The sequence below is a fragment of the Pseudomonas sp. SH10-3B genome, assembly GCF_019891415.1.
Lineage (GTDB): Bacteria > Pseudomonadota > Gammaproteobacteria > Pseudomonadales > Pseudomonadaceae > Aquipseudomonas.
Window position 1 is genome coordinate 1 of record NZ_JAFLXD010000019.1, and the last position, 25,820, is coordinate 25,820.

Sequence of the window (25,820 nt, forward strand, 5' to 3'; positions counted from 1 at the left end):
TGGAAGCCGCCCATGCATAACCATCTGTGGGGAGCGGGCTTGGTATGCCTAGCGGGCATCCTGTGGCGAGCGGGCTTGCCCCGCGTTGGGCCGCGTAGCGGCCCCTGTAAGGTAACCGAGCTGTGTCAGACGGAACTCTGGCGCAGGTTTCAGGGCCGCTCCGCAGCCCAACGCGGGGCAAGCCCGCTCGCCACAACAAGCCCGCTCGCCACAGGTTATTTACCAGACGGTGAGGGACACCATGCATAACCCCTGCGCCCTGATCCCGGTCTACAACCACGAAGGCGCCGTGCCCGCCGTGGTCCACAGCCTGTTGAACAGCGGCCTGCCGTGCCTGTTGGTCGACGACGGCAGCAGCCCGGCCTGCGCAGCGGTACTGGCGCAATTGGCGGACCTGGATAACGTCACCCTGCTGACCCTGCCGAACAATCAAGGCAAGGGCGGCGCGGTGATGGCAGGCTTTCGTGAAGCGGCGCGCCTGGGCTTCAGCCACGCTTTGCAGGTCGACGCCGACGGCCAGCACGACCTGCGCGAAGTCGAGACCTTTATCGACGCATCCCGCAGGCAGCCCAACGCAATCATCTGCGGCTACCCCGAATACGACGAAAGCGTGCCCAAGGGCCGCTTGTACGCGCGTTACCTGACCCACGTGTGGGTGTGGATCAACACTCTGTCGCTGCAGATCCGCGACTCGATGTGCGGCTTTCGCGTGTACCCACTGGCACCGGTGCTGGCCCTGATGGACTCGGCCTACATCGGCACGCACATGGACTTCGACTCCGACATCCTGGTGCGCCTGGCCTGGCGTAACCAGCCGATGCGCTGGCTGCCGACCCGGGTGCATTACCCGGCCGACGGCCTGTCGCACTTCCGCCTGTTCCGCGACAACGTACGCATCAGCGCCATGCACACCCGATTGTTCTTCGGCATGTTGGTGCGTGCACCGCTGATCCTGTGGCGACGGTGGCAGGCATGAACGACAGCACCAAGCATTGGGCCGACCGCGAAGAGCGCGGCAGCTACTGGCTGATGAAATTCACCGCCCTCGCCGCCAAGGTCCTCGGCCGCCGCCTGCTGAGCCCGGTGCTGTATGGCATTGTGTTGTACTTCTTCCTGTTCGGCCGCACCGCGCGCCAGAGCGCCTGGCAATACCAGCAGCGCCTGGCCGACTGGAGCGGGCGCGATGAACTGCGCCCCAGCCACCGCAGAGTCTTCGCCCAGTTCATGGCCTTCGCCGACGCCCTGCTCGACAAACTCGACGTGTGGAACGGCAAGCTGCGCCTGGAACAGATCGAGATCAACGACCCGGCGAAACTGCGCGGACAACTGCGCGGCGAGCGCGGCCAGATGCTGGTCGGCGCACATTTGGGCAACCTTGAAGTGTGCCGCGCGCTGGCGGAAATCGGCGAAAGGGTCACCATGAACGTGCTGGTGCACACCAAGCACGCCGAACGCTTCAACCGCCTACTGGGCGAAGCCGGTGCCACCCACTTGCGCCTGATCCAGGTCAGCGAGCTGGACCCGGCCACCATGCTGCTGCTCAGCCAGCGCCTGGACGACGGCGAGTGGCTGGCGATTGCCGGCGACCGTGTGCCCTTGCATGGCGGGCGCACGGTGCGCGTGGATTTCCTCGGCCATGACGCCGCCTTCCCCCAAGGCCCGTGGCTGCTGGCGGGCCTGCTGAAGTGCCCGGTCAACCTGCTGATGTGCCTGAAACACCAGGGCCGCTATCGCCTGACCATCGAGCCCTTCGCGCAATTGATCGAATGGAAACGCAGCACCCGCGAGCAGGTCATCGCCCTGTGGACCGCGCGCTACGCCGCACGCCTGGGCCAGTTCTGCCTGGAAGCGCCCCAACAATGGTTCAACTTTTACCCTTTCTGGAAGACCGATGACGACGCATCTTGAGCCGGTAACCTTTGGCGAACGCCCCCTGCGCATCGAAGACGTGCTGGCCCTGGCCAACCGTCAGGTGCCTACCCAGCTGCAAAGCGATGCCGCGTATCGCCAGCGCATTGCCAAGGGCGCGCAGTTCCTCGACTCGCTGCTGGACAAGGAAGGCGTGATCTACGGCGTGACCACCGGCTACGGCGACTCCTGCGTGGTCGCGGTACCGTTGCAACATGTCGAGGCCCTGCCCCGTCACCTGTACACCTTCCATGGTTGCGGCCTGGGCAAGTTGCTCGACGCCCAAGCCACCCGTGCGGTGCTGGCGGCGCGCTTGCAGTCGCTGTGCCACGGTGTCTCCGGGGTGCGCGTGGAGCTGCTGGAGCGCCTGCATGGGTTCCTCGAACACGACGTGCTGCCGCTGATCCCGGAAGAGGGCTCGGTGGGCGCCAGTGGTGACCTGACGCCGCTGTCCTACGTGGCCGCGACGCTGTCCGGCGAGCGCGAAGTGCTGTTCCGTGGCGAGCGTCGCCAGGCGGCCGACGTGCACCGCGAACTCGGTTGGGAGCCGCTGGTACTGCGGCCCAAGGAAGCCCTGGCACTGATGAACGGCACCGCGGTGATGACCGGCATCGCTTGCCTGGCCTTTGCCCGTGCCGATTACCTGCTGCAACTGGCCACACGCATCACCGCGCTGAACGTGGTGGCGCTGCAAGGCAACCCGGAACACTTCGATGAGCGCCTGTTCGCCGCCAAGCCACATCCAGGGCAGATGCAAGTCGCCGCCTGGCTGCGCAAGGACCTGGCGATCGACGCGCCGACCGCGCCGCTGCATCGCCTGCAGGACCGCTACTCGCTGCGCTGCGCGCCCCACGTCCTCGGCGTGCTGGCCGACAGCCTGAACTGGCTGCGCTCGTTTATCGAGATCGAACTGAACAGCGCCAACGACAACCCGATCATCGACGCCGAAGAAGAGCGCGTGCTGCATGGCGGGCATTTCTACGGTGGGCATATCGCCTTTGCCATGGACAGCCTCAAGACCCTGGTGGCCAACGTCGCCGACCTGCTCGACCGCCAGCTCGCCCTGCTGGTGGACGTGCGCTACAACCACGGCCTGCCGAGCAACCTGTCCGGCGCACCGGCTGACCGCGCGATGATCAATCATGGCTTCAAGGCCGTGCAGATCGGCACCAGCGCCTGGACCGCCGAAGCGCTGAAAAACACCATGCCGGCCAGCGTGTTCTCGCGCTCCACCGAGTGCCACAACCAGGACAAGGTGAGCATGGGCACCATCGCCGCCCGCGATGCGATCCGCGTGCTGGAGCTGACCGAACAGGTCGCCGCCGCGACCCTGCTCGCCGCCAACCAAGGCGTGTGGCTGCGCGCCCAGGCCGACGACGCCCGCCCGTTGCCGCCGGCTCTGGCGGCCATGCATGCGGAACTGGCCCAGGACTTCCCGCCGGTCATCGAAGACCGTGCCCTCGAAGGCGAACTGCGCCTGTGCCTGCAACGCATCGCCGAGCAACACTGGAGGCTGCATGCGTAGCCCTGGCGTACTGCACAGCGATACCGAAATCCTCGTGCCGTTTTTTGACGTCGACACCATGAACGTCGTCTGGCACGGGCATTACGTGAAGTACCTGGAAGTCGCACGCTGCGCGCTGCTGGACAAGATCGGCCATAACTACACGGCGATGCTCGAAGCCGGCTACGCCTGGCCGGTGATCGACATGCAACTGCGCTATGTGCGCGGTGCGGTGTTCGGCCAGACGATCAACGTGCGCGCCAGCCTGGTGGAATGGGAGAACCGTTTGAAGGTCAACTACCTGATCACCGACCTGGCCAGCGGCGAGCGCTTGACCCGCGCCAGCACCGTGCAAGTGGCGGTAGAGATGGCCAGCCGCGAGATGCAGTTGGCCTCGCCCAAAATATTCACCGACGCCGTCGAAAGGGCCCTGAAATGCTGACCCCGTTCTCTGTAGGAGCGAGCTTGCTCGCGAAGATCGTCAACGATAACGCGGGTTTCCTGATCCCCCGCGGCGCTCTCGGGTTTTTCGCGAGCAAGCTCGCTCCTACAGTGTTGGTGTTGTTTGGTTTTTCGGGGGCGGCACACGCCTTCGACCTGCAACAACTCAGCGACCAACTGGCAAAGCCAACGGTCATTCACGGCAGCTTCATCCAGGAAAAACACCTGCGTGCGCTGCCGCAGCCATTGGTCAGCAAGGGCACCTTCGTCCTGGCCAAGGACCACGGCCTGCTGTGGCTGCTGAAAACCCCGCTGCAACAGGACTACCGCATCAGCGCCCAAGGCATCGCCCGCCGTGACGCCAACGGCTGGCAGCTGCTGCCGAACAAGAGCGCCGGTGCCGAACAGAACCGTCTGTTCCTCGCCGTGCTCCAGGGCGACAGCAGCGGCTTGCAGCGTGACTTCGAGCTGCAACTGCAAGGCGAAGCCCAGCAATGGAAACTCACGCTGATCCCGCGTTCACTGCTGCTCAAGCAGGTATTCACCCAGATCAATATCGACGGCGGTGAGCTGGTACACACCATCGAACTGCTGGAAACCCAGGGCGACAGCACCGTACTGCGCATGCAGGACAGCACCGCCAGCCAGCCGTTGAGCGACGCGGAGCAACACGATTTTGCCCAGTGAGCGCCTGTTACCGCGCCTGTTCCTGATCCTGCTGGTGGCCGTGCTGGCCCTGGCCGGCTGGCAGTGGCGCCACGGCGCACCGCTGTCGGCCAACCTGATGGAGCTGGTGCCAGGCAGTACGCCGGACGCCTTGGAGTTGCAAGCCGAACAGCGCATGCAGGAACCGCTCAACCGCGAAATGCTGGTGTTGGTGGGGCACGCCGATCGCCAGCAAGCGGTGGCCGTGGCGCAGCAATTGGGCGAACGCTGGCAGGCCAGCGGCTTGTTCGAGAAGGTGCAGTGGAACCTGCAAGCTGACCTGCCGGCGCTGCGTGAGCAGTTGCTGCGCGGACGCCTGGCGATGCTCTCGGCCAAGGACCGCGAACAGCTGATCGACCACCCCGACGCGTTCATTCAGCAACGGGTGCAGTCGCTGTTCGACCCCTTCACCGGCTTCAGCCTGGTGCCGAGCCAGGACGATTGGCTGGGCCTGACCGGGCGCATCCAGAACAGCCAGCCGCAACACGGTTCGGTGCAACTGGACATCGGCAGCGGCGCCTTGATCGCCGATGCCGACGGCAAGAGCTGGGTGCTGCTGCGCGCGCGCACCACCGGCAACGCCTTCGACATGAAACTGCCGATGCAAGTGGCGGATTTGCTCCAGGCCAGCCGCGCGCAGGCCAGCGAACACGGCGCGCAATTGCTCGCCGCCAGCGGTTTGCTTTACGCCGCGAACGGCCAGCAGCAGGCCACGCGGGAAATTACCTGGGTCGGCGGTGGCGCCACCGTCGGTATCCTGCTGTTGCTGTTGCTGGCGTTCCGACGCTGGCGAGTGCTGTTGGCGTTTGTACCGGTGCTGGTGGGCATGCTGTTTGGTGCCGTCGCGTGCGTGGCGCTGTTCGGCCATATGCATGTGATGACCCTGGTGCTCGGCTCCAGCCTGATCGGCGTCGCGGTGGATTACCCGCTGCACTACCTATCGAAAAGCTGGAGCATGAACCCCTGGCGCAGTTGGCCGGCATTGCGTCTGACGCTGCCAGGACTGAGCCTGAGCCTGGCCACCAGTTGCATCGGCTACCTGGCGCTGGCCTGGACGCCGTTTCCGGCCTTGACGCAGATCGCGGTGTTCTCCGCTGCGGGCCTGGTCGGCGCCTACCTGTCAGCGGTGTGCCTGCTGCCGGCGCTGCTCAAGGGCGTCGAGCTGCGCCCGGCGCAGTGGCCGCTGCGCATTGCCGAATGCCTGTGGCTGGTGCGTGCCTCTTTGCTCAAGCGTGTGCCGAGTTCGGTGCTGCTGGTCTGGGTGCTGCTGTTTTGCGCCGGCGGCCTGTGGCAACTGAACAGCAAAAACGATATCCGCCAGTGGATCGGGGCGCCGCCGCAACTGCTGCAAGAGGCACAGTCCGTGGCGCGCATCACCGGCTTCCAGCCCACCAGCCAGTTCTTCCTGGTGCGCGCCGACAATCAACAGCAGTTGCTGGAGCGTCAGGCCGCCCTCGGTCAGCGCCTGGATCAGTTGGTGAATATGGACAAGCTCCAGGGTTACCTGGCGCTCAACCAACTGGTCAGCCTGCCCGCCGAACAGCAGCAACTGCGCGATGCCCTGAGCACACTCCCACAGCATTGGCAGCCGCTGTTGGACCTTGGCGTGCCCGCCAGCGCCCTGCAAGCCGAAGTCGCGCAACTGCAAGCGCTGCCCACCGAAGACATCGACGCTGCGCTGATAGGCCCCTTGGCCGAACCCTGGCGCACGCTGTGGCTCTGCCCGGTGGACGGCGGTGTGGCGGCCATGGTCAGCCTGCAAGGCTTGAACAACCCGGCGCTGCTGCGGGTGCAAGCCGTGGACCTACCCGGCGTGCAGTTGGTCGATCGCCTCGGTGATTTGAACCGTGTGTTCGCCGACACGCAGATCAGCGCCGCCGAATTGAAGTTGATGTCGTGCGTACTGATCGTGCTGTTGCTGATCCTGCCGTTCGGCTTTGGCGGGGCCTTGCGCATCGTCGCCCTGCCACTGCTGGCGGCGCTGTGCAGCCTGGCCAGCCTGGGTTGGCTGGGCCAGCCGTTGACCCTGTTCAGCCTGTTCGGGTTGCTGCTGGTCACGGCCATCAGTGTCGACTATGCGATTTTGATGCGCGAACAGATCGGCGGCCCTGCTGTCAGCCTTTTAGGGACATTGCTGGCAGCGTTGACGACCTGGTTGTCGTTCGGCCTGCTGGCGGTGTCCAGCACCCCGGCAGTGAGTAATTTCGGCCTGTCGGTCAGCCTGGGCCTGGCATTCAGCTTTATGCTGGCGCCTTGGGCCGGCCAACGGAAACACGCCTCATGAATGTAATTATCGCCAAAGCGGCAAGGAGCCCTCGTGCCCATAGTTGAAATGGAACGTCGCCAGGTCGTGGTAATTGGTGCCGGGCCATCCGGCGCGATTGCCGCCGCACTGCTCAAACGCAAAGGGCATGATGTATTGATCATCGAGCGCCAGCATTTCCCGCGCTTCTCGATCGGCGAAAGCCTGCTGTCGCACTGCATCGATTTCATCGAGGAAGCCGGCATGCTCGATGCCGTGAACGCGGCGGGTTTCCAGGTAAAAACCGGTGCCGCGTTCGCCTGGGGCGAGCGGTATAGCGCGTTTGATTTCGGTGACACCTTCAGCAACGGCAAGCCGACCACCTTCCAGGTGCAGCGCGGCGAGTTCGACAAGTTGCTGGCCGATCAGGCAGCCCAGCAAGGCGTCGACATCCGCTACGGCGAAACCATCGTCGGCGTGGATTTCTCCGGTGAGTGCCGCTACCTGCATGTGCGCCGCGAGAACGGCAGCGAGTACCACATCAAGGCCAAGTTCGTGCTCGATGCCAGCGGCTACGGCCGTGTGCTGCCGCGCCTGCTCGACCTGGAGGCGCCGTCGAATTTCCCGCTGCGCCAGGCGGTGTTCACCCACGTTGAAGACCGCATCGAACACCCAGGCTTTGACCGCACCAAGATCCTGGTGACCACGCACCCTACGAAGCGCGACATCTGGTTCTGGACCATCCCGTTCAGCAACGGTCGCTGCTCGGTGGGTGTGGTTGCGGCCAAGGAGCATTTCGACGGCCGCGACAGCGACCTCGACGCTTGCCTGCGGGGTTTTATCTATGAGACCCCAAGCCTGTCCGGTGTGCTGCGCCACGCTGTGTGGGATACCCCCGCGCGCACCATCGGCGGCTACTCGGCCAACGTCAAAACCCTGCACGGCCCCGGCTTTGCGCTGCTGGGCAATGCGGCGGAATTCCTCGACCCGGTGTTCTCCTCCGGCGTGACCATCGCCATGCGTTCGGCGAGCATGGCCGCCGGCGTGCTGCATCGTCAGCTCAAAGGCGAGACCGTAGACTGGCAAACCGAGTTTGCCGAGCCGCTCAAGCGCGGTGTCGACACCTTCCGTTGCTACGTCGAAGGCTGGTACGCCGGTACATTCCAGGATGTGATTTTCCACCCCGGCAGCGCGCCGGAGATCCGCCGGATGATCAGTTCGATCCTCGCCGGCTATGCGTGGGACGAGCGCAACCCGTTCGTCAGCGAGCCCAAGCGGCGGTTGCGGATGTTGTCAGAAATTTGTGCAGGGGATGCCGCGTGAGCAGTCGCTACTTAAGCAAGAACTACGTTGAAGAAACCAAGTTCGGCTTCTGGTTCCTACGCAGCCACACCTGGCAGCACCACGTGTTGCGCGTGGCGATCAATGACTTGCGCAGCCGCTTCAGCGAGCCGCTGCCCGTCGCCCCGGTGCTGCTGGACGCGGGGTGCGGCCAGGGCAAATCCTTCAAGTTGCTGCAACAGGTGTTTGCGCCTTCCCGCCTGATCGGCCTGGATGCCGACCCGCACAGCCTGGAACTGAGCCGCCAGGAAGCCGCTCGCCAAGGCCTGGATGTGGAGCTGATCGGCAGTGACTGCGCCACCCTCGACGTGCCGGATGCCAGTGTCGATATTCTCTTCTGCCACCAGACCTTCCATCACCTGGTTGAACAGCAACGCGCGCTGACCGAGTTCTACCGGGTGCTCAAGCCGGGTGGTTACTTGCTGTTTGCCGAGTCCACTGAAGCCTATATCGACACCTGGGTCATTCGCTGGCTGTTCCGCCACCCCATGCATGTGCAGAAAAGCGCCGAAGCGTACCTGCAGATGCTCCGCGAACAGGGCTTTGAGTTCGGCCCGCAAAACGTTTCGTACCCGTACCTGTGGTGGAGCCGCTCCAGCGATTTCGGCCTGCTGGAGCGCTGGGGTTTGCGCAAGGCGCCGCCGGTGGGCCAACGCGAAGAAACCCTGGTCAATTGCGTGGCGCGCAAACCCCTGGCGAGTACCGCAGCATGATGCGCCTGCTGTTGATGGGTTGCCTGTTGCTGCTCAGTGCCTGCGCCAGCCAGCCACCGCTGCCGGAAAAAACCCCGGCCCTGGCGCTGCCCATGCAATTGCATGTGCAGCGCCTGGAAGGTGCCCAGAGCCAGGACTGGCTGCTGGTGATCCAGCGCGAAGGCGCGGGCATTCGCTGGTCGATGATGGACCCGCTGGGCATTCCCCTGGCCCGGCAAAAGCTGATCAATGGCCAGTGGCAGGCCGATGGCTTGCTGCCGCCCAACCCTCAGGCGCGTGAACTGTTCGCGGCCTTGCTGTTTGCCCTGGCCTCGGCGGATGACCTGCGCGCGCTGTACCCCAGTGCCCAGGCGATGGACCTCACGCGCACGTTGCCGGGGCGTTGGCAGATCGTCTATCAGTCTTCGCAGGTGTTCAGCGTGAACATCAGCGGGCAGCCGTTGAGCTACCGCATCACGCCGCTCGGGGCTGCGCCATGACCGCCTATCTCAATGCCCTCGGGGTGATCTGCGCCCTCGGCCGTGGCCAGGCGCACGTCAGCCGCAACCTGTTTGCCGGTGACTGTTCCGGCATGCGCGCCGAAAGCGGCTGGGTGCCGGAACGTGTGTTGCCGGTGGCCGGTGTGCACGGCGAATTGGCGACGATCCCGCCCGAACTGGGCCAGCAAAGCAGCCGCAATAATCAGTTGCTGCTGGAAGCGGCGTTGCAGATCGAGGGCGAGATTCGCCTGGCGATCCAACACTACGGCGCGGCGCGGGTCGGCATTGTGCTGGGCACCAGCACCTCGGGCATCGACGAAGCCAGCCGCGGCATCGCCCAGTACCTGCGCGACAAGCACTTCCCCGGCGACTACGACTACCAGCAACAGGAACTCAGCGCACCGGCAAATTTCCTCGCCGACTGGCTGCAACTGAGCGGCCCGGCCTATGTGATCTCCACCGCCTGTACGTCCAGCGCCCGTGCGCTGATGAGTGCCCAGCGCCTGCTCGACCTGGGCGTCTGCGATGCGGTGATCTGCGGTGGCGTGGACAGCCTGTGCAAGCTGACCCTCAATGGGTTCAGCGCGCTGGAAGCGGTGTCCAACGAGCGCTGCAATCCGTTTTCGGTGAACCGCAACGGCATCAATATCGGTGAAGCAGCGGTGCTGTTCCTGATGACTAAAACGCCTGCAGCGATCGCCCTGTTGGGCAGCGGTGCGAGTTGCGACGCACACCATATCTCCGCGCCGGAACCCACCGGCAAAGGCGCCTTGCAGGCGATGCGCAAGGCCTTGGCCAGCGCGAAGCTTGCGCCCGAGCAGATCGGCTACCTGAACCTGCACGGCACCGCCACCCAACACAATGACGCCATGGAAAGCCTGGCCGTCGCCAGCCTGTTCCCCGAAGGCGTGGCCTGCTCGTCGACCAAACCCATGAGCGGCCACACCCTGGGCGCGGCCGGCGCGCTGGAAGCCGCGTTCTGCTGGCTGAGCCTGGCCCACGGCCGGGTGCCGCCCCATGTGTGGGACGGCCAGGCCGACCCCACGCTGCCCGCCTTACGATGGGCACACAGCGGCGAAACCCTGGAAAAACCCTGCCTGATGAGCAACTCGTTTGCCTTCGGCGGCAACAACGTCAGCCTGATTATCGGAGAGGCCCCATGACCGATTGGCCACTCGCCGAACTGCTGCCCCATGCGGGCGACATGATCCTGATCGACCAGGTGCTGTCGTTCGATGAAGAGCAGATCCACACCCTTATCACCGTCAAGCCTGGCGGCCTGTTCAACCGCCCTGACGGCAGCCTGCCGGCGTGGGTCGGGATCGAGCTGATGGCGCAGAGCGTCGCTGCCTATGCCGGCTGCCGCGCGCGTCAAAAGGGTGAAGCGGTGGAACTGGGCTTCCTGCTCGGCACACGTAAGTTCGAGTGCAATGTGGAGCACTTCCCGGCGGGCGCCGAGTTGCGCATCCACGGCCTGCGCTCCCTGGAAGACGACAACGGCATGGGTGTGTTCGAATGCCACCTGACCGGTGACGGTATCCAGGCCAGCGCACGCCTGAATGTATTTCGACCGCCCCAGGCGGCCAACTATTTAGATGAATCGAAGGACGAAACGCCATGACTGAATCCGTACTGGTCACCGGCTCCAGCCGTGGCATCGGCCGCGCCATTGCCCTGCGCCTGGCCCAGGCCGGGCATGACATCGTGCTGCATTGCCGTAGCGGTCACGCCGAAGCCTGCGCGGTACAGGTCGAGATCGAGGCCTTGGGCCGCCAGGCGCGGGTGCTGCAATTCGACGTGGCGGACCGCGCCGCGTGCAAGCAAATCCTTGAAGCCGACGTGGAGCAACACGGGGCTTATTACGGCGTGGTACTCAACGCCGGCCTGACCCGCGACGGCGCCTTCCCGGCCTTGTCGGAGGACGATTGGGACGTGGTGATGCGCACCAACCTCGATGGTTTCTACAACGTGCTGCACCCGGTGATGATGCCGATGATTCGTCGTCGCGCGGCCGGGCGTATCGTCTGCATCACCTCGGTGTCGGGGTTGATCGGCAACCGTGGCCAGGTCAATTACAGCGCCTCCAAGGCCGGCCTGATCGGCGCGGCCAAGGCCCTGGCCATCGAGTTGGGCAAGCGCAAGATCACCGTCAACTGCGTCGCCCCCGGTTTGATCGACACCGCCATGCTGGATGAAAACGTACCGGTGGAAGAACTGATGAAGATGATCCCGGCGCAACGCATGGGCACCCCGGAAGAAGTTGCCGGCGCGGTAAATTTCCTGATGTCGGCCGAAGCCGGCTATATCACGCGCCAGGTTTTGGCCGTGAACGGAGGCCTGTGCTGATGAAGCGCGTCGTCGTTACCGGCATGGCCGGCATGACCTCCCTGGGCAGTGACTGGGAGACGATCTCGGCCAACTTTCGCGCCAACCGCAGCGGCATCCGGCGCATGGACGAGTGGGAGCGTTTTACCGAACTGAACACGCGCCTGGCCGGGCCGATCGACGACTTCGTCGTGCCCGCCCACTGGACCCGCAAGCAGCTGCGCAGCATGGGCCGCGTCTCGCGCCTGGCGGTGTGGGCGGCGGAGCAGGCGTTGCAGGACGCGGGTTTACTCGGTGACGAGTCGATCAAGGACGGGCGCATGGGCGTCGCTTGCGGCTCATCCACCGGCAGCACCGACGAGATCAAGGCCTTCGGCAATATGCTGCTGAACTCGGTGGCCGAGGGGCTCAATGCCAACTCCTACGTGCGCATGATGCCCCACACCACGGCGGCGAATATCAGCATCTTCTTTGGCCTGACCGGGCGGCTGATCCCCACGTCCAGTGCGTGCACCAGCGGCAGCCAGGGCATCGGCTATGCCTACGAGGCGATCAAGTTCGGCCGCCTGCCGTTGATGCTTGCCGGCGGCGCCGAAGAACTGTGCCCCACCGAAGCCATGGTGTTTGACGCGCTCTACGCCACCAGCCTGAAGAACGATGCACCGCAAACCAGCCCACGCCCCTACGACAGCGGCCGCGATGGCCTGGTGATCGGCGAAGGCGGCGGCATGCTGGTGCTCGAAGAGCTGGAGCACGCACTGGCGCGGGGTGCGCATATCCATGCCGAGATCGTCGGTTTCGGCAGCAATGCCGACGGCCAGCACACCACCCGCCCGGAACAGAAAACCATGCGCCGCGCCATGGAACTGGCCCTGGAAGATGCGGGCCTGGAGCCTGCCGCCATTGGCTACGTAAACGGTCACGGCACCGCCACCGACCAGGGCGACATCGCCGAAACCCAGGCCACCAGCAGCCTGTTCGGCAGCCGCATGCCCATCAGCTCGCAGAAAAGCTTCCTCGGCCATACCTTGGGTGCGTGCGGGGCGCTGGAATCGTGGTTCAGCATCGAGATGATGAACCGCGACCAGTACGTGCACACCTTCAACCTGGACTCAGTCGACCCGCAATGCGGCGAGCTGGATTACCTGCAGGGTGAATTTCGCGAGATGCACCACGACTACGTGATGAACAACAACTTTGCCTTTGGCGGCGTCAACACTTCGTTGATCTTCCGCCGCTGGTCCTGACTTTTTAATCGATTGGAGAATACGGAATGTCTTCCTTGCTACGCGTCACCCTGATTACCCTGGCCCTGCTGGTCACCGCCGGCTGCACCACCAAGCCGGTCCTCAACACCCAGCACGACCTGCCGGCCGACGCTCAGGTCAGCGAAGAAAAAATGAAAAAGGTGATCGTCAACGCCCTGCAAAAACGCGATTGGACAGTGCAACGCCTGAGCCCGCAACTGGTACAGGCCGAAATCACCGTGCGCAACCAGTACTACGCGGCCATCGACATCCGCTACACCCGCAACAGCTACGCCATCACCTACCGCGACAGCCGCGAGTTGGGCTACAAGGACGGCAAGATCCATCGCAACTACAACCGCTGGGTGAACAATCTGGACAGCGACATCATGGCGGGATTGCGCAGCAATGGCGTGAGTGGTGAGGCAGGGTCGGCAGCGCAGTTGTTTGAGCAGACGGGAACGTCGAAGTAAAACCAAGGCCGGGCACATCCTCTGTGGCGAGCGGGCTTGCCACAGAGAGCCCGTTGGCGGTGAGTTATTGCACTGCCTTGCGCGTCAACAACTCCACAAACGCCTGCGCCATCGGCGTTTGTGCGCCTTTGCGTTGCACCAGCCATACCGCCGTCACCGCCTCCTGATCCAACAAGGTGCGATAGACCACGCCATCGATCCGTATCCGTTGGTACGACGCCGGCAGCACCGACACGCCCAAGCCCGCCGCCACCAACCCGATAATCGTCATCGCCTCCCCCGCTTCCTGGGCGAAGTGCGGGCTGAAGCCGGCATCACGGGCCAGATTGAGCAGTTGGGCGTACAGGCCACTGCCGTAGGTGCGAGGGAAAAATACAAACGGTTCCTGCGCCAGTTGCGCCAGGTGCAGGCCACGTTCACTGCCCTCCACTAAGGGGTGGTCAGCGTTTAATACGGCAACCAGCGGTTCGCGCATCAGCTCAATCACATTCAATGAGTCCGGCAGCGGCAGCGGACGCATCAGCCCAACCTGGATCGACTCATCCACCAGCGATTCGGCCACTTCGGTGCTGCTCATTTCCTGCAGGTTCAGGTGCACCGCCGGGAAGGCTTGGCGAAACGCGAAGATCGCCTGCGGAATCGTGGAGTTGAACGGCGCCGACGAGGTGAAGCCAATCTTTAATTCGCCCAGTTCCCCCAACTGCGCACGACGCGCCACGTCTGCCGCCTTGTCGACCTGGGCCAGCACCAGCCGCGCCTCGTGCAGGAACAGGCGCCCGGCCTCGCTCAGCTCGACCCGACGATTGGTACGCTCAAACAAGCGCGCGCCCACCTCCTGCTCCAGCGCCTGGATCTGCTGGCTCAACGGCGGTTGCGAGATGCCCAGCACCTGCGCGGCGCGGCCAAAGTGCAGTTCTTCGGCAACGGCAATGAAGTACCGCAGGTGACGTAGTTCCATGCCAGCCTCATTAGGTCGTAAAAGCTATCAAACGGGTCGAACAATATATTGGAAAGAATCATTAGGCAGCTATATTCTTTTTCCATTGCCGGTCCTGGCAGGCTTTCCCTCCCCGAGGTCCCCGTGAAATCTGCTGTCGCTCCACTCGCCCAAGAAGTACCACCTACCGCCCTGGATGAGGTGGTAGCGCAGCTCAATGACGCGTACATCGAAAAAGGCACACCGATGTTCATGCGTACGGTGCTGGCGCTGTTCTCCGGCGGCTTTGCCACGTTTGCCCTGCTGTATTGCGTGCAGCCGATGATGCCGGCGCTGTCCCACGAGTTTTCGATCAATGCAGCGCAGAGCAGTCTGATCCTGTCCGTGTCCACGGCGATGCTGGCGCTGGGTTTACTGATTACCGGGCCGATTTCCGACACCCTGGGGCGCAAGCCGGTGATGGTCGCCGCGTTGTTCTGCGCCGCGCTGGCAACCATCGCCAGCGGCTTGATGCCGTCCTGGGAAGGGATCCTGCTGATGCGTGCGCTGGTGGGCCTGTCCCTGAGCGGCCTGGCTGCCGTGGCGATGACGTACCTGAGCGAAGAGATCCACCCCCAGCACATCGGCCTGGCGATGGGCCTGTATATCGGCGGCAACGCCATCGGTGGCATGAGCGGGCGCCTGATCATTGGCGTACTGATCGACTTCGTCAGTTGGCACACCGCAATGCTGATCATCGGCGCCCTGGCGCTGATCGCCGCCACGGTGTTCTGGAAGATCCTCCCCGAATCGCGCAACTTCCGCGCCAGCAGCCTAAAGCCCCGCAGCCTGGTGGATGGCTTCGTCATGCATTTCAAGGACGCGGGCCTGCCGTGGCTGTTCCTTGAAGCCTTCCTGCTGATGGGCGCGTTTGTGACGCTGTTCAACTACATCGGCTATCGCTTGCTGGCCGATCCGTATGACCTGAGCCAGGCCGTGGTCGGCCTGCTGTCGCTGGTGTACCTCTCGGGCATCTACAGCTCGGCGAAAATCGGCTCCCTCGCTGACCGCCTCGGCCGCCGCCGCGTACTGTGGGCCACCATCGTGCTGATGCTCGCCGGCATGGCCCTGACCCTGCTTACCCCACTGTGGCTGGTGGTGCCGGGCATGTTGATCTTCACCTTCGGCTTCTTCGGCGCCCACTCGGTGGCCAGCAGCTGGATCGGTCGCCGCGCGGTCAAGGCCAAGGGGCAGGCGTCATCGCTCTATCTGTTCTGCTACTACGCCGGGTCGAGTATTGCCGGCACGGCGGGCGGGTTCTTCTGGCACTTTGCCGGGTGGAACGGAATTGGCGCCTTTATCGTGGCGTTGTTGCTGGGCGCGTTGCTGGTGGCGTTGAAGCTGGCCAAGTTGCCGCCCCTCGCGCGCACCTGAGGACGTGTCGTCTCAAGGCTCTGTACCTTGAACGACATCCGCGCCATCACCCGCTTGCCACGCCGTTCATGCAATACCACCGCGCCGATATGCAAGACCAGCATCAGCAACAACAGCGCGCACGACCCTACGTGCACCTGGGTGTACCAGGCGATGGCCGCCGGATCGCTTTCGAACGGCGCAATGGAGAACAGGTTAAAGACATTGATCGGCCGATCCATCATCAGCACACCGGTCACCAATACCACTGCCAACACCAGATACATGGCCTTGTGAACCAATAGCGCCATGTACTCCTGCAGCGAGCGCCGGATGGAAAAATCCAGGCCGTGAGAGAAGGAGCAATACACCCGTAGGACAAATACCGGGATGTACAACGTGGTCAACGACACATTAAAGAACCCCACCCACGCCTTGACCGAAGCGGGGACGGTAAATACGGCCACATAAAAACCAGACAACAGTGACCAAAGGATGATCACAGCCGAAACCCAATGCAGGAGTTTCTGGCTGATCGAATAATCAGAAGTTTTCATTTCGCTAACACCTGTCAATTAACACTTATCCGGCGAGTAAATTCGCGGCGGATTCTTGACGAAATACATCCCTAACACCGTAGGAAAAATCCCAAAAACTACCGAGATGGCGACGTAAGCGCGTAAAGCCATCTCATCGATAGACCGTGCGTCGGCACGCGAGCCCTAGAGCAATACGCGTGCTTCGAGCTGCTGGTCGCGCTTTTCCAGACTCAACACGTGCAGGGCAATACCTTCACGCTCCAGGTCGGCGAGCCAGTCCAGCAGTCTGTGCGCGTCGGCGAGGAGGGTAATGCGCACCTGGTCGCTGTCGACGTCCATCTGTTGAATGTCCAGGCCTGCCGCCGCCGCTCGCGCGCTGATACGTGCAGCCAATGGCTGGGTAGAAACCGTCGCCGAGGGTTGCGGTTGGGCGCTCTGCACGCGCCGTGCGAGGGCCAGTTGCTGCTGATAATGGCGCTCGGCAACGACCAAGCGTTGTTGGGTGGGCTGCCACAGCCATGCATAGGACAGTCCGCCAAGCACCAGCAACGCCATGCCGGTGAGCAGGTAACGTTCCCGCGCGCTGAGGCCTTTCCAGGCCTGGAGCACTGACTTAATCCGCGCGTTCATCATGACTCCTCCAGCATCAACACCGCCTGAACCCGGTTCCCGTCCTTGCTAGCACTGCCGATGCGCACTGGCATGCCGCTCTGCTGCCCACGCTCACGCAGTTGTTCCAAGGCGTTGAAGCTGGCCGCCGTCAATTGCACCTTCCAGCCATCGCCGGCACGAAAATCAATGCGTTGTACATCGATATCCCCACCGCCGATCACCTGCTCGGTCAGGCGGACCAAACGTGCAAGCGCTGTGGTTGGAGCATTCGCCCCTTGCGCCTGCATGGCATCGAGCTGGGCCCGGAGGTCGACGATACGGGTCTGCTGTGGGTACAGCGCTTGAAAACGCTGCAGACTTTGCTCATGCAGCTGTCGCGCCTGCTCGTTGAGTGTATGGATACGCACCTGCTTGAAGCTCACATCCAGGATAAAAATCAGGCTCGCCGCGAGGATAACGGTTGACCACGGCCAGGCTCGCCGGGCTCGCCCGAACTCACCTTGCAACATGTCGATGGAGTCGCCGCGCCCGCCCCACAATGCCGCTTCGATCAGTAGCAGGCTGGCGGGCTCATCCAGCCAGTCCACCGGCTCGCCGAGCATGGGTTCAAGCGCCTTGAGCGCCTGCTCGCCAAGTGCCAGGCGCACATTGCCGCCCACCACGCGCCGGTCGTACCAGCGGATGGCGGCCGCGCTGTCGTCGGGCAATAGATCGGCATCCACCTGCACGCTGACCACTTGAATACCCAACGCCACCATTAATTGCAGCAGTGCGGTGAAACGCGCTTTATCGGTGACGAGCGCCGGATAACCCCCCTTGCGGTCACGACGGCCGACACACACATGCACCCCATCCAGGTCTTCACCCAGTTGCGCCTCAATCGCGAAGGCAATCGCCTGGGCACTCGGTCGTCGTTTTGACGGCCAGGGTTCAGTACGCAACGCACTGCACATCTCCATCGGCAGCAACAGATGGACAGGTTGCCCTGCCAGGCTCTGCGCCGCCTCGATCAACGCCATCCGTTGATTGTCACCCGGAGCCCGCCACAGGCAGCAGGGCCACTGGGCAGAGGGCGCGACGAGACCTTCGGGGCTCAAATGAAGCCAGGTTTTCATAAAGCGATCTCACTTGAAGTCGGAGGTAGGAAACGTCGCTGCACCACACGCCAACGCCCGGTCTTGCGCTCATGTTCAACTTCGCTGGCCATACGCAGTTGGCTGGTGCCCTGGCGCACATCGACACTCACGCGAAACCAGCGACAGCCGATGCCCAGCCCCTGACTGCTAAGCCCCAGGCCGGCGACCAACGGCTCATGGGTAAATGCCTGGGCGCTGGCATAACCGTCGTCGGGACGTTGTTTGATCAACGCTTCGGCGGTCGCCATGGACATGCCCTCAAGCGCCGCCAGCACCGGTGCCGGTGCGGTGTTGATATTCAACGCAGCATCCCTGGGCAACACCGCCACCCAGGGCTCCAGCCTGCGCAGGAATTCGTGACTGATGCCCGGCAACACACGTAACTGGCTCAGCTCCTGCACGGTAGCGTTGGCCGACAGCTCCAACGTGGGCAGTGCCAGGGACTCGAGCAAGCGTGACCAGCGCTGCCGGACCACCTCATCCACTTGCCCTTCACCCAGCAACGCATTGATGTTGAATCGGCCGCAGAGGTCTTCGATATGCACGCGGACCTGCGCGCCGTCGGTCTCGAAAGGCCAACGCAGATGGGCCCAGTCCTGGCCTGGATGCACCTTCCGCGGCAGGTCGACGTTGGCCGCCAGGGTCACCTTGGCCCAGGCCTCCGCCGCCAGTGCCCATTGCCGAAGCTGCAACTGGTGCAGCTGGCGCGCGCTGCTTTGCAGCATCAGGTGATGGCTGCGCAGCATGCCCGCCGTCAATAACAGCGCCAGGCTCATCACCAGCAACACGCTCAGCAACGCGACACCGCGCTGACGGCGCCTCATGGATGCGCCTGGGGGAACAGCCATACACGCCGTATCCGCTCGAATTGGCCGGTAGTCAGTACCATTTCCAGCGCCTGTGGTGGCGTCGCCGCCGCGCCACGACCTAGCGGCCACAGCGCACTCCAACCGGTCTCAGGGTCAAACAAGCGCCAGCTCAACGCCTCCACATCCGTAAGCAGTTTCTGCCGCTCGACCGTGTGCGACTCCAACCCTCGGCTTTCACGCCAGAGCACGCGGTTGTCGAGGCGATAGAGCACTTGCTGACGCTCACTGCGCGGCACGTCATGAGGGTTGCGCCAGTTGCTGCGCACCCACTGCAAGCTGGCGGGACTGAGCACCATGACCGATGACGCCACCTGCAGCGCATCCCGCTCGATTACGCCGAGCGCCCGTTGCAGACGGCGCAGCGCTTGCTCGTGGCTGGCCAAGCCCTGCTGCGAGCGGACGGTGGTATCGAACATGCGCCAACTGGCCAACCCCAACAGGGCAAAGATGGCCAACGCGATAACCAGTTCCAGCAGGGTAAAGCCGCGCTGTTTATTCATTTGCGGCGGGCATCCAACTGCTGGTGCGGTAGATCGGTTGATCACTGTCGGGGCGCTTGACGCTGATATCGACCTTGAGCATGCGCGGGTCATCGCCAGCCGTAATGGTCTGCTCGACCAGCCAATCACGCTGGCCAAACTGCCGGAGCACTTGTTGCCGACCGGGTGAAACCGCCTGCAAGCGCAGCTCGCTCAGTTGGTTATCCGCCAGCCATGCACCTTGCATTTGCTCCTTCACTCGCGCGCTTTGTCGCAATGCATAGTGGTTGGCCGAGATCACTGCGGCCGCCAACGTGGCAAAAATCGTCAGGGCAATCATGACTTCCAGCAGGGTGAACCCTTTTGCTGTCGCGATACGCTTGCGACGTTGCTTACCCTTCAATCCACGGCTCCCCCGCGCCATCACTGACCAGGCTCAGCCACGTCTGTTCCGACGATGCGAAGGACAACACAAACGCGCTGATTTCATCGTTGCTGAGCATCAGCAGCTGCGGCACGGTACCGTCCAGGTTCAGCTGCAACCCTTCCTGCTGGAGATTCAAGTGCAGGCCCTGCGGCAACCGGCGCGCGGCACCCAAGGGCTGCCAACCCTCGTGTTCAAGGCGCATCACCCGATACTCGCCGGGCTGTATTCGCACACCGTATTCACGTCCTTCAAGCACGGCTTGCTCACGCAACTGCAGGATCAGTTGCAGCAACTGGTCGGCTTCCTGACGCGCCTGGCGCCCTGGGCTGTTACCGGTCGCCAGGCTGACGACGCCGAGTACAACGCCGATCAACGCGATCACCACCATCAACTCCAGCAGGGTAAATCCACGGCTCTTTCTAGGCATTCGATCAACCTCCCCAATTGCCGATATCCGCCGCGTGGCCTTCGCCACCCGCTACACCGTCGGAACCCAATGAGTAGAGGTCATAGCCGCCATTGGCGGCGCGTGCGCCAGGTTTGAGGTATTGGTAGGGCGTGCCCCAAGGGTCCACCGGCAAACCCTTGAGATACCCCTGGGGGTTCCAGTTCCTGGCGGGCGGTGTGCCTGTCGGGCGCTGGACCAAGGCTTCCAGGCCTTGCTGGGTCGAAGGGTAGTCAGCGTTGTCGAGACGGTACATTTCCAGGCTGGTGGCGATCGCCTGGATGTCGGTCCTGGCTGCCGTGACTTTGGCCTGATCGGGTCGACTCATGAATTGCGGCACCACGATGGCGCCAAGCACACCGATGATGACCACCACGACCATGATTTCAATCAGCGTAAAGCCACGTTGGCCTTTGGGCATTTTGTGCATTCAGTTCACCAGTTGGTTGAGGCTGAGAATCGGCAACAGGATCGCCATGACGATCAGCAGCACCACGCCACCCATCACCACCAGCATTGCCGGCTCGAACAAACTCACCACCAGCGCAATGCGGGCAGCGAGGCTTTTTTCCTGTTGCTCGGCGGCACGCGCCAGCATCGCGTCGAGTTCACCGGCGCGCTCGCCACTGGCGATCATGTGCAACATCAACGGTGGGATATCGCCGCTGGCTTCAAGCCCGCGGGTCAGAGTGCCGCCTTCACGTACAACGCGCGCGACATCGACCATGCGGGCACGGATGGTGACGTTACCGACCACTGCCGCGGCGATTTCCAGGGCATCCACCAACGGCACCGCACTCTTCCCAAGAATTGCCAGGGTGCTGGCGAATCGGGCGGCTTCCATCGCACGCAACACCCCTCCCACCAGCGGGATACGCAAGGCCAGGCGATGCCAATACCAGCGTCCACCCGGCTGTTGCAGGCTCCAGCGCAGCGCCATTGCGACGGCCGCCAACAGCACCAGTAACAACAGGCCATAAGCACGCAAGCCGTGACTCACGAGGATCATGGCCTGAGTCAATCCGGGCAGCGGCTGGCCGCTGTCGACAAAGATCTTCACCACATCCGGAACCACGTAGCCGAGCAGAAAACCGACGATTGCCACGCAGGCCAGCATCAGCAATGCCGGATAGACCAGAGCCAGTTGGATTTTCTGGCGCGACGCCTGGCGTGCTTCGGTGTACGCCGCCAATTGCGCCAGTACGTGGCCCAGATGACCGGAACGTTCACCGGCCGCAATGGTGGCGCAAAACAATTCTGGAAATGCCCGAGGGAACGCCGCCAATGCCGCCGCCAATGAATGACCTTCCATGACACGCCCGCGCACTTGTGCAAGCAAGCGCGCGACACGACGTTTCTCGCTCTGTTCGGCAACCGCGTCCAAGGCTTGCTCCAGCGGCAGACCCGCTTGAACCAGGGTCGACAGCTGCAAGGTCAGCAACGCCAAGTCAGCGGCGCTCAGGCCGAGCATGCGGGCCTTGCCGCCCCGCACACTTGACGCTTGCACCTGGCTCGGCAACAGACCCCGTTCGCGCAGCAACTGACGGGCGTGACGCTGGCTATCGGCTTCTTGCCGGCCCCGGCACGAACGGCCGTGGTGATCCAGGGCTTTGTAGTCAAAGGTCGGCACGCTAATCCTCCTGGGTGCCCCGCAGCAGTTCATCAACGCTGGTCATGCCTTCGAGCACCAGGCGACGACCGTCTTCGAACAGGCTCGGGGAAGAACGCCGCGCCTCGACCAGCAACGCCTGCTCACCCGCCCCCTGATGAATCATTGCGGCCAGCACCGGGGTCACGCGGACCAATTCGTAGATGCCTACGCGCCCGCGATAACCTTGCTGGCAGTGCTCACAGCCGACCGCCCGGAACAGCCCGGAGACTGACCCGGCAGCCAACCCCAGGCGGCGGCACACGGTCGTGTCCGCCTCAACGCTGACCTTGCAGGCAGGACACAGCGTGCGCAGCAAGCGCTGGGCCAGCACCCCGACCAGGGACGACGCGAGCAGGTAGGCATCAATGCCCATGTCCACCAGGCGGGTGACGGCGCCAATGGCACTGTTGGTGTGCAGGGTCGATAACACCAGGTGCCCGGTCAGCGACGCCTGGACCGCAATTTCAGCCGTTTCACCGTCACGGATTTCGCCGACCATCACCACATCCGGGTCCTGGCGCAGGATCGCGCGCAGACCCCGTGCAAAGGTCATCTCGACCTTGGGGTTGACCGGCGTCTGGCCGATCCCCGGCAGGTGATATTCGATCGGGTCTTCAACGGTGAGAATGTTGCGGGTCTGGTCATTGAGGTGCGTCAGCGCGGCGTAGAGGCTGGTGGTCTTGCCCGACCCCGTGGGGCCGGTCACCAGAAAGATGCCGTGAGGTTTACCCAGCAGCCCATGCAGCTCGGCCAGGGTGGGCGCTGACATGCCCAGGCGCGCCAACTCCAGGCGCCCGGCGTGTTTGTCGAGCAGGCGCAGGACCACTCGCTCACCGTGGGCAGAGGGTAGGGTCGAGACGCGCACATCCACCTCATGCCCTGCCAGGCGCAGGGCCATGCGACCGTCCTGGGGCACGCGTTTTTCGGCGATGTCCAGGCGTGCCATGACCTTGATCCGAGACACCAGCAAGGTCGCCAATTCGCGCCGGGGTCGCAGGACTTCGCGCAGCTGCCCGTCGACGCGCATGCGCACTGACAGCGTGTGTTCGAAGGTTTCCAGATGCACGTCGGAGGCTTTTTCCCGGACGGCCTCGCTGAGCAAGGCATTGATCAGCCGAATGATCGGTGCATCCCCTTGCTGCTCCAGCAAGTCAGCGGTCTGGGGCACCTGCTCGACAAGGCTGAGCAGGTCCAACTCATCATCAAGCCCCTGTGCGACTTGTTCGGCTGCGCTTTGCCCCTCGCGGTAGGTTTCTGCCAGGCGGGCGGCGAAGGCGTCGGCGCCAAGAATGCGCAGCGGCAGTTCGCGATCAGTGAGACGGCGGGCTTCGCCCACGGCACTGATCGGCGTATCACTGCGCAGGATCAGGCAGCCGTCGTCGAGCAGCACGCCGAAACGCCGGGCAAAACCGAAGGGCAATGGCTTCATTGCACCACGGGCTCAAGCTGGCGCAAGTCGAAGAGCCGCGCAGCGTCGTCAGGCAATTGCAGGGAACGATGCTGGCCGGTCGTGGGCAGGCTCTGCTGGTGCAAGTCCTGATAACGCTGCTGGCTGATCCCGGACAGGTCCTGGCCACTGCGCACGATGGTCGGGCGCAGGAACACCATCAGGTTGCTCTTGGTCTGGGTATCGCGGCTCCAACGAAACAGCGCCCCCAGATACGGAATGTCACGCAACAGCGGCACCCCGCTGTGTTGGGTGCGCACACTGTCCTTGATCAGCCCGCCGATCACGATGATCTCGCCATCATCCGCCAGGATCGTGCTTTTGAGCGCCCGCTTGTTGGTAATCAAATCAGAGGAGTCCACCCCGGAGACTGCCGGTGCGATATCCGAGACCTCCTGCTCGACCTCCAGGCGCAGGGTCGACCCTTCATTGATGTAAGGCTTGATCTTGAGGCTGATCCCGACGTCCTTGCGCTCCACCGTGGTGAAGGGGTTATCCGCACCGTTGCTGTTGGTGGCATAGGAGCCCGTCTTGAAGGGCACGTTCTGGCCAACGATGATTTCCGCCTCCTGGTTGTCCAGGGTCAGCAGGCTCGGCGTCGACAACAAATTGCTGCGGCTATTGCTGGCCAATGCGGAGATCAGTGCACCGAAACGGTCCCCTCCCAACTGGAGCACCGCGCCTTCTGGGGCCACGCTTTTCTCATCGAACTTCAAGCCACCCAGTATCGGTAGCCCGGTACCGGGAAAATTGATAAGCCCGGAGGCATCGCCGCCGTTGAGCGCCCATTGCACGCCAAGCGCCTGGGTGATGTCGCCGGAGATTTCAACAATCGCGGCATGGATCAACACCTGGGCGCGCGGGCGATCCAGTTCGCGCACGATGCCTTCGAGCGTCGCCAGTTGGGCCGCTTCGGCCACCACTACCAGGGCATTCTGGCTTTCATCGGCGCGCACCATGAACGGCGCAGTGGCGGTGGTGTCTTTCAGTCCTGAGGCGGTCAATGGCGATTTACTGCCCTGCCCCATGGTGTCCAGCACTTCGGCCAATTGCTTGGCGTCGCTGTAGCGCAGGCGGATGACCCGCGCATTGTCCAGGCGTGCCGGTGCAACGGTATCGAGGCTGCGAGCCAGTTGCACCAGGCGCTGGCGCACCGCTGCCGTACCGACGATCACCAGGCGATTGGCACGCGGATCGGCCATGACCGAAATGGCACCGTCCGCATTCTGTTTGCCAAGGGTGGCCTCCATCAGCGCGGCGATATCCGCTGCCACACCGTGGCGCAGCTCCACCAGTTCATGGTTATTCCTGGCGCCGGAATCCAACTGCCGCACCACTTCACCGATACGCCGTACATTGCGCGCGGTATCGGTAATCACCAGCGCGTTGGTCGACACCGAAGGACCGACGTAGCCGTTGGTCGAGATCAAGGGCCTGACGAGGCCGGCCAGATCGGAAGCATTGCTGACACCCAACGCAATGACTTGGGTAACGAACTGCTCGGGCGCAGCGGTGGACTGATCCGCGTTGCCCGATAACGACCTGGCCTGGACAACGGGGACGATAAGGATCTGGTCGCCCTGGTCGATCACACTGAAACCGTGGGTATCGAGCACGCTGTAAAACAGCCTGCGTACACCTTCACGGTCCAGCGCCTGCCTGGACATCACCGTGATACGCCCCTGCACCTTGGGATCGAGGATCACCGTAGTGCCGAGGATGCTCGATATCTCCTCGACCACATCACGCAGCTCGGCCTGGTTCATGCTCAACTGCCACCGTTGTTCCGTGGCCGACACCGAGGTCGTGAACAGCCACACGAACAGGGTTATTGCGGCAACGACACCGCGTAGGACACGTTGCCCGATGATGCTGTGCATGGGGTTACTCACTCCTGGATTGTCCGGCGGCGGGTTTCAGGTGAAGGCTTCTTGCCTCGTTGCGGCGTGCGTCGACGGCCTGGAGAAACCGCTCGCCTTCGGGACGTAGCCTCAGCAGTTCCTCGCGCCCCTGACGCCACAACACCACATGGGCAGGTTCGATGCGCCGCAACACGCTGCTTCCCGACAGCCGCTCGCCGGCTCGGTAGAAACGCTCGCCGTCTGGCCCGGCCAACAAGGCTCGTGACTCGCTGCCGACCACCGTGGCCAGCAACGTCAAGGGCTCGGCACTGCTCACTGCGCGGTCCTGTGGCGAAAGGCCCAGTACCGTGGCCACCGCCAAGGTGTTCAAGGGGCCGGGCCGCGCGACTGACACGGTTTGCACCTGCGACGGTTGCGGCGCCTGCAACGCTTGGCGAAATGTCTTCTCCTGCGCGGCGAGCACCAGTGCGTAGCCCAAAGGCAGCGTCAGGATGAACACCTTAAGCCATTTAAGGTTTAATACCGCACGCACTAACAGGCCACGCATGTGCGAACAAGGCGTGCTTTAGCCAAAAATGAAAAACGCTGAAAAAAAGTGCAGCACTGTTTAAAAATAGAAAAAAGACATGGCCAGGCCATGAAATAA

General features: G+C 63.2%; 27 protein-coding genes and 1 pseudogene. 15 read left to right on the plus strand and 13 right to left on the minus strand.

Features of this window, described 5'->3' with window-relative positions; all coding sequences use genetic code 11:
- Positions 1 to 241 precede the first annotated feature (241 nt).
- The 14 genes from J1G35_RS15715 to J1G35_RS15780 are packed head-to-tail and all read left to right on the plus strand — an operon-like array spanning position 242 to position 13,378.
- Positions 242 to 976 (plus strand): glycosyltransferase family 2 protein, encoded by a 735-nt coding sequence (locus J1G35_RS15715; RefSeq protein ID WP_223015394.1) that lies wholly within the window; start codon positions 242 to 244, stop codon positions 974 to 976.
- A complete protein-coding gene (locus J1G35_RS15720; protein WP_223015395.1) occupies positions 973 to 1,908 on the plus strand; it encodes a glycosyl transferase in 936 nt (311 codons plus the stop codon). The genes J1G35_RS15715 and J1G35_RS15720 overlap by 4 nt, the downstream gene beginning before the upstream one ends.
- Positions 1,892 to 3,433 (plus strand): aromatic amino acid ammonia-lyase, encoded by a 1,542-nt coding sequence (locus J1G35_RS15725; RefSeq protein WP_053139196.1) that lies wholly within the window; start codon positions 1,892 to 1,894, stop codon positions 3,431 to 3,433. The genes J1G35_RS15720 and J1G35_RS15725 overlap by 17 nt, the downstream gene beginning before the upstream one ends.
- Positions 3,426 to 3,854 carry an acyl-CoA thioesterase gene (locus tag J1G35_RS15730; RefSeq protein ID WP_223015396.1) on the plus strand — a complete coding sequence of 143 codons (429 nt, stop codon included), beginning with the start codon at positions 3,426 to 3,428 and terminating at the stop codon, positions 3,852 to 3,854. The genes J1G35_RS15725 and J1G35_RS15730 overlap by 8 nt, the downstream gene beginning before the upstream one ends.
- Complete coding sequence (locus J1G35_RS15735; RefSeq protein WP_223015397.1) at positions 3,848 to 4,540, plus strand: outer membrane lipoprotein carrier protein LolA; 693 nt, start codon at positions 3,848 to 3,850, stop codon at positions 4,538 to 4,540. The genes J1G35_RS15730 and J1G35_RS15735 overlap by 7 nt, the downstream gene beginning before the upstream one ends.
- Positions 4,530 to 6,842 (plus strand): MMPL family transporter, encoded by a 2,313-nt coding sequence (locus J1G35_RS15740; protein WP_223015398.1) that lies wholly within the window; start codon positions 4,530 to 4,532, stop codon positions 6,840 to 6,842. The genes J1G35_RS15735 and J1G35_RS15740 overlap by 11 nt, the downstream gene beginning before the upstream one ends.
- 33 nt (positions 6,843 to 6,875) lie before the next feature.
- Entirely contained in the window at positions 6,876 to 8,123 is a 1,248-nt protein-coding gene (locus J1G35_RS15745) for an NAD(P)/FAD-dependent oxidoreductase (RefSeq protein ID WP_223015399.1), read from the plus strand.
- Complete coding sequence (locus J1G35_RS15750) at positions 8,120 to 8,854, plus strand: class I SAM-dependent methyltransferase (RefSeq protein WP_053139185.1); 735 nt, start codon at positions 8,120 to 8,122, stop codon at positions 8,852 to 8,854. Before J1G35_RS15745 ends, J1G35_RS15750 begins: the two co-directional genes overlap by 4 nt.
- Complete coding sequence (locus J1G35_RS15755) at positions 8,851 to 9,333, plus strand: hypothetical protein (protein ID WP_223015400.1); 483 nt, start codon at positions 8,851 to 8,853, stop codon at positions 9,331 to 9,333. Before J1G35_RS15750 ends, J1G35_RS15755 begins: the two co-directional genes overlap by 4 nt.
- Positions 9,330 to 10,496, plus strand: coding sequence for a beta-ketoacyl-[acyl-carrier-protein] synthase family protein (locus tag J1G35_RS15760; RefSeq protein ID WP_053139180.1), 1,167 nt, complete (start codon positions 9,330 to 9,332; stop codon positions 10,494 to 10,496). Before J1G35_RS15755 ends, J1G35_RS15760 begins: the two co-directional genes overlap by 4 nt.
- Entirely contained in the window at positions 10,493 to 10,954 is a 462-nt protein-coding gene (locus J1G35_RS15765; protein ID WP_053139178.1) for a hotdog family protein, read from the plus strand. Before J1G35_RS15760 ends, J1G35_RS15765 begins: the two co-directional genes overlap by 4 nt.
- Positions 10,951 to 11,679, plus strand: a complete 729-nt coding sequence (gene fabG, locus J1G35_RS15770; RefSeq protein WP_053139177.1) for a 3-oxoacyl-ACP reductase FabG — start codon at positions 10,951 to 10,953, stop codon at positions 11,677 to 11,679. The genes J1G35_RS15765 and fabG overlap by 4 nt, the downstream gene beginning before the upstream one ends.
- Entirely contained in the window at positions 11,679 to 12,905 is a 1,227-nt protein-coding gene (locus tag J1G35_RS15775) for a beta-ketoacyl-ACP synthase (RefSeq protein WP_053139175.1), read from the plus strand. The genes fabG and J1G35_RS15775 overlap by 1 nt, the downstream gene beginning before the upstream one ends.
- A 26-nt stretch (positions 12,906 to 12,931) precedes the next feature.
- On the plus strand, positions 12,932 to 13,378 hold the full coding sequence (locus J1G35_RS15780) for a hypothetical protein (RefSeq protein ID WP_223015401.1): 447 nt from the start codon (positions 12,932 to 12,934) through the stop codon (positions 13,376 to 13,378).
- A gap of 64 nt (positions 13,379 to 13,442) precedes the next feature.
- On the opposite strand, the gene J1G35_RS15785 is transcribed toward J1G35_RS15780, so the two are convergent.
- Positions 13,443 to 14,336, minus strand: a complete 894-nt coding sequence (locus J1G35_RS15785; RefSeq protein WP_053139171.1) for a LysR family transcriptional regulator — start codon at positions 14,334 to 14,336, stop codon at positions 13,443 to 13,445.
- A gap of 123 nt (positions 14,337 to 14,459) precedes the next feature.
- On the opposite strand from J1G35_RS15785, the gene J1G35_RS15790 reads away from it, so the two are divergent.
- Positions 14,460 to 15,728, plus strand: coding sequence for an MFS transporter (locus tag J1G35_RS15790; protein WP_053139169.1), 1,269 nt, complete (start codon positions 14,460 to 14,462; stop codon positions 15,726 to 15,728).
- Between the two features lie 47 nt (positions 15,729 to 15,775).
- Here J1G35_RS15790 and J1G35_RS15795 read toward each other — a convergent pair.
- The 12 genes and pseudogenes from J1G35_RS15795 to J1G35_RS15850 form a co-directional block, all read right to left on the minus strand.
- A pseudogene (locus J1G35_RS15795) lies at positions 15,776 to 16,264 on the minus strand (cytochrome b/b6 domain-containing protein); the annotation flags it as partial.
- Positions 16,265 to 16,429: 165 nt separating this feature from the next.
- Positions 16,430 to 16,876 (minus strand): type II secretion system protein M, encoded by a 447-nt coding sequence (locus tag J1G35_RS15800; protein WP_262417309.1) that lies wholly within the window; start codon positions 16,874 to 16,876, stop codon positions 16,430 to 16,432.
- A complete protein-coding gene (gene gspL / locus J1G35_RS15805; protein WP_223015402.1) occupies positions 16,876 to 17,973 on the minus strand; it encodes a type II secretion system protein GspL in 1,098 nt (365 codons plus the stop codon). The genes J1G35_RS15800 and gspL overlap by 1 nt, the downstream gene beginning before the upstream one ends.
- Complete coding sequence (locus J1G35_RS15810) at positions 17,970 to 18,818, minus strand: type II secretion system protein GspK (RefSeq protein WP_223015403.1); 849 nt, start codon at positions 18,816 to 18,818, stop codon at positions 17,970 to 17,972. Before J1G35_RS15810 ends, gspL begins: the two co-directional genes overlap by 4 nt.
- Positions 18,815 to 19,363 carry a type II secretion system protein GspJ gene (locus tag J1G35_RS15815; protein WP_223015404.1) on the minus strand — a complete coding sequence of 183 codons (549 nt, stop codon included), beginning with the start codon at positions 19,361 to 19,363 and terminating at the stop codon, positions 18,815 to 18,817. The genes J1G35_RS15810 and J1G35_RS15815 overlap by 4 nt, the downstream gene beginning before the upstream one ends.
- A complete protein-coding gene (gspI, locus tag J1G35_RS15820; RefSeq protein WP_256243951.1) occupies positions 19,356 to 19,745 on the minus strand; it encodes a type II secretion system minor pseudopilin GspI in 390 nt (129 codons plus the stop codon). The genes J1G35_RS15815 and gspI overlap by 8 nt, the downstream gene beginning before the upstream one ends.
- The gene (gene gspH / locus J1G35_RS15825; RefSeq protein ID WP_053139160.1) at positions 19,735 to 20,196 is read right to left on the minus strand and encodes a type II secretion system minor pseudopilin GspH; all 462 of its coding nucleotides are present in this window, start codon (positions 20,194 to 20,196) and stop codon (positions 19,735 to 19,737) included. Before gspH ends, gspI begins: the two co-directional genes overlap by 11 nt.
- Before the next feature lie 4 nt (positions 20,197 to 20,200).
- On the minus strand, positions 20,201 to 20,644 hold the full coding sequence (gene gspG, locus J1G35_RS15830; RefSeq protein ID WP_053139158.1) for a type II secretion system major pseudopilin GspG: 444 nt from the start codon (positions 20,642 to 20,644) through the stop codon (positions 20,201 to 20,203).
- Positions 20,645 to 21,844 carry a type II secretion system inner membrane protein GspF gene (gspF, locus tag J1G35_RS15835; RefSeq protein ID WP_223015405.1) on the minus strand — a complete coding sequence of 400 codons (1,200 nt, stop codon included), beginning with the start codon at positions 21,842 to 21,844 and terminating at the stop codon, positions 20,645 to 20,647. It lies immediately after the preceding gene.
- Position 21,845: 1 nt separating this feature from the next.
- Complete coding sequence (gene gspE / locus J1G35_RS15840) at positions 21,846 to 23,294, minus strand: type II secretion system ATPase GspE (RefSeq protein ID WP_223015406.1); 1,449 nt, start codon at positions 23,292 to 23,294, stop codon at positions 21,846 to 21,848.
- Positions 23,291 to 25,192 carry a type II secretion system secretin GspD gene (gspD, locus tag J1G35_RS15845; protein ID WP_223015407.1) on the minus strand — a complete coding sequence of 634 codons (1,902 nt, stop codon included), beginning with the start codon at positions 25,190 to 25,192 and terminating at the stop codon, positions 23,291 to 23,293. Before gspD ends, gspE begins: the two co-directional genes overlap by 4 nt.
- Before the next feature lie 4 nt (positions 25,193 to 25,196).
- Positions 25,197 to 25,721 (minus strand): type II secretion system protein N, encoded by a 525-nt coding sequence (locus J1G35_RS15850; protein WP_223015408.1) that lies wholly within the window; start codon positions 25,719 to 25,721, stop codon positions 25,197 to 25,199.
- Positions 25,722 to 25,820: the final 99 nt, after the last annotated feature.

Coding starts and splice junctions, on each gene's coding strand:
- J1G35_RS15715 (WP_223015394.1), top strand. CDS start 242: ATGCATAACCCCTGCGCCCTGATCCCGGTCTACAACCACGAAGGCGCC.
- J1G35_RS15720 (WP_223015395.1), top strand. CDS start 973: ATGAACGACAGCACCAAGCATTGGGCCGACCGCGAAGAGCGCGGCAGC.
- J1G35_RS15725 (WP_053139196.1), top strand. CDS start 1,892: ATGACGACGCATCTTGAGCCGGTAACCTTTGGCGAACGCCCCCTGCGC.
- J1G35_RS15730 (WP_223015396.1), top strand. CDS start 3,426: ATGCGTAGCCCTGGCGTACTGCACAGCGATACCGAAATCCTCGTGCCG.
- J1G35_RS15735 (WP_223015397.1), top strand. CDS start 3,848: ATGCTGACCCCGTTCTCTGTAGGAGCGAGCTTGCTCGCGAAGATCGTC.
- J1G35_RS15755 (WP_223015400.1), top strand. CDS start 8,851: ATGATGCGCCTGCTGTTGATGGGTTGCCTGTTGCTGCTCAGTGCCTGC.
- J1G35_RS15760 (WP_053139180.1), top strand. CDS start 9,330: ATGACCGCCTATCTCAATGCCCTCGGGGTGATCTGCGCCCTCGGCCGT.
- J1G35_RS15765 (WP_053139178.1), top strand. CDS start 10,493: ATGACCGATTGGCCACTCGCCGAACTGCTGCCCCATGCGGGCGACATG.
- fabG (WP_053139177.1), top strand. CDS start 10,951: ATGACTGAATCCGTACTGGTCACCGGCTCCAGCCGTGGCATCGGCCGC.
- J1G35_RS15775 (WP_053139175.1), top strand. CDS start 11,679: ATGAAGCGCGTCGTCGTTACCGGCATGGCCGGCATGACCTCCCTGGGC.
- J1G35_RS15780 (WP_223015401.1), top strand. CDS start 12,932: ATGTCTTCCTTGCTACGCGTCACCCTGATTACCCTGGCCCTGCTGGTC.
- J1G35_RS15785 (WP_053139171.1), bottom strand. CDS start 14,336: ATGGAACTACGTCACCTGCGGTACTTCATTGCCGTTGCCGAAGAACTG.
- J1G35_RS15800 (WP_262417309.1), bottom strand. CDS start 16,876: ATGAACGCGCGGATTAAGTCAGTGCTCCAGGCCTGGAAAGGCCTCAGC.
- gspL (WP_223015402.1), bottom strand. CDS start 17,973: ATGAAAACCTGGCTTCATTTGAGCCCCGAAGGTCTCGTCGCGCCCTCT.
- J1G35_RS15810 (WP_223015403.1), bottom strand. CDS start 18,818: ATGAGGCGCCGTCAGCGCGGTGTCGCGTTGCTGAGCGTGTTGCTGGTG.
- J1G35_RS15815 (WP_223015404.1), bottom strand. CDS start 19,363: ATGAATAAACAGCGCGGCTTTACCCTGCTGGAACTGGTTATCGCGTTG.
- gspH (WP_053139160.1), bottom strand. CDS start 20,196: ATGCCTAGAAAGAGCCGTGGATTTACCCTGCTGGAGTTGATGGTGGTG.
- gspG (WP_053139158.1), bottom strand. CDS start 20,644: ATGCACAAAATGCCCAAAGGCCAACGTGGCTTTACGCTGATTGAAATC.
- gspE (WP_223015406.1), bottom strand. CDS start 23,294: ATGAAGCCATTGCCCTTCGGTTTTGCCCGGCGTTTCGGCGTGCTGCTC.
- gspD (WP_223015407.1), bottom strand. CDS start 25,192: ATGCACAGCATCATCGGGCAACGTGTCCTACGCGGTGTCGTTGCCGCA.
- J1G35_RS15850 (WP_223015408.1), bottom strand. CDS start 25,721: ATGCGTGGCCTGTTAGTGCGTGCGGTATTAAACCTTAAATGGCTTAAG.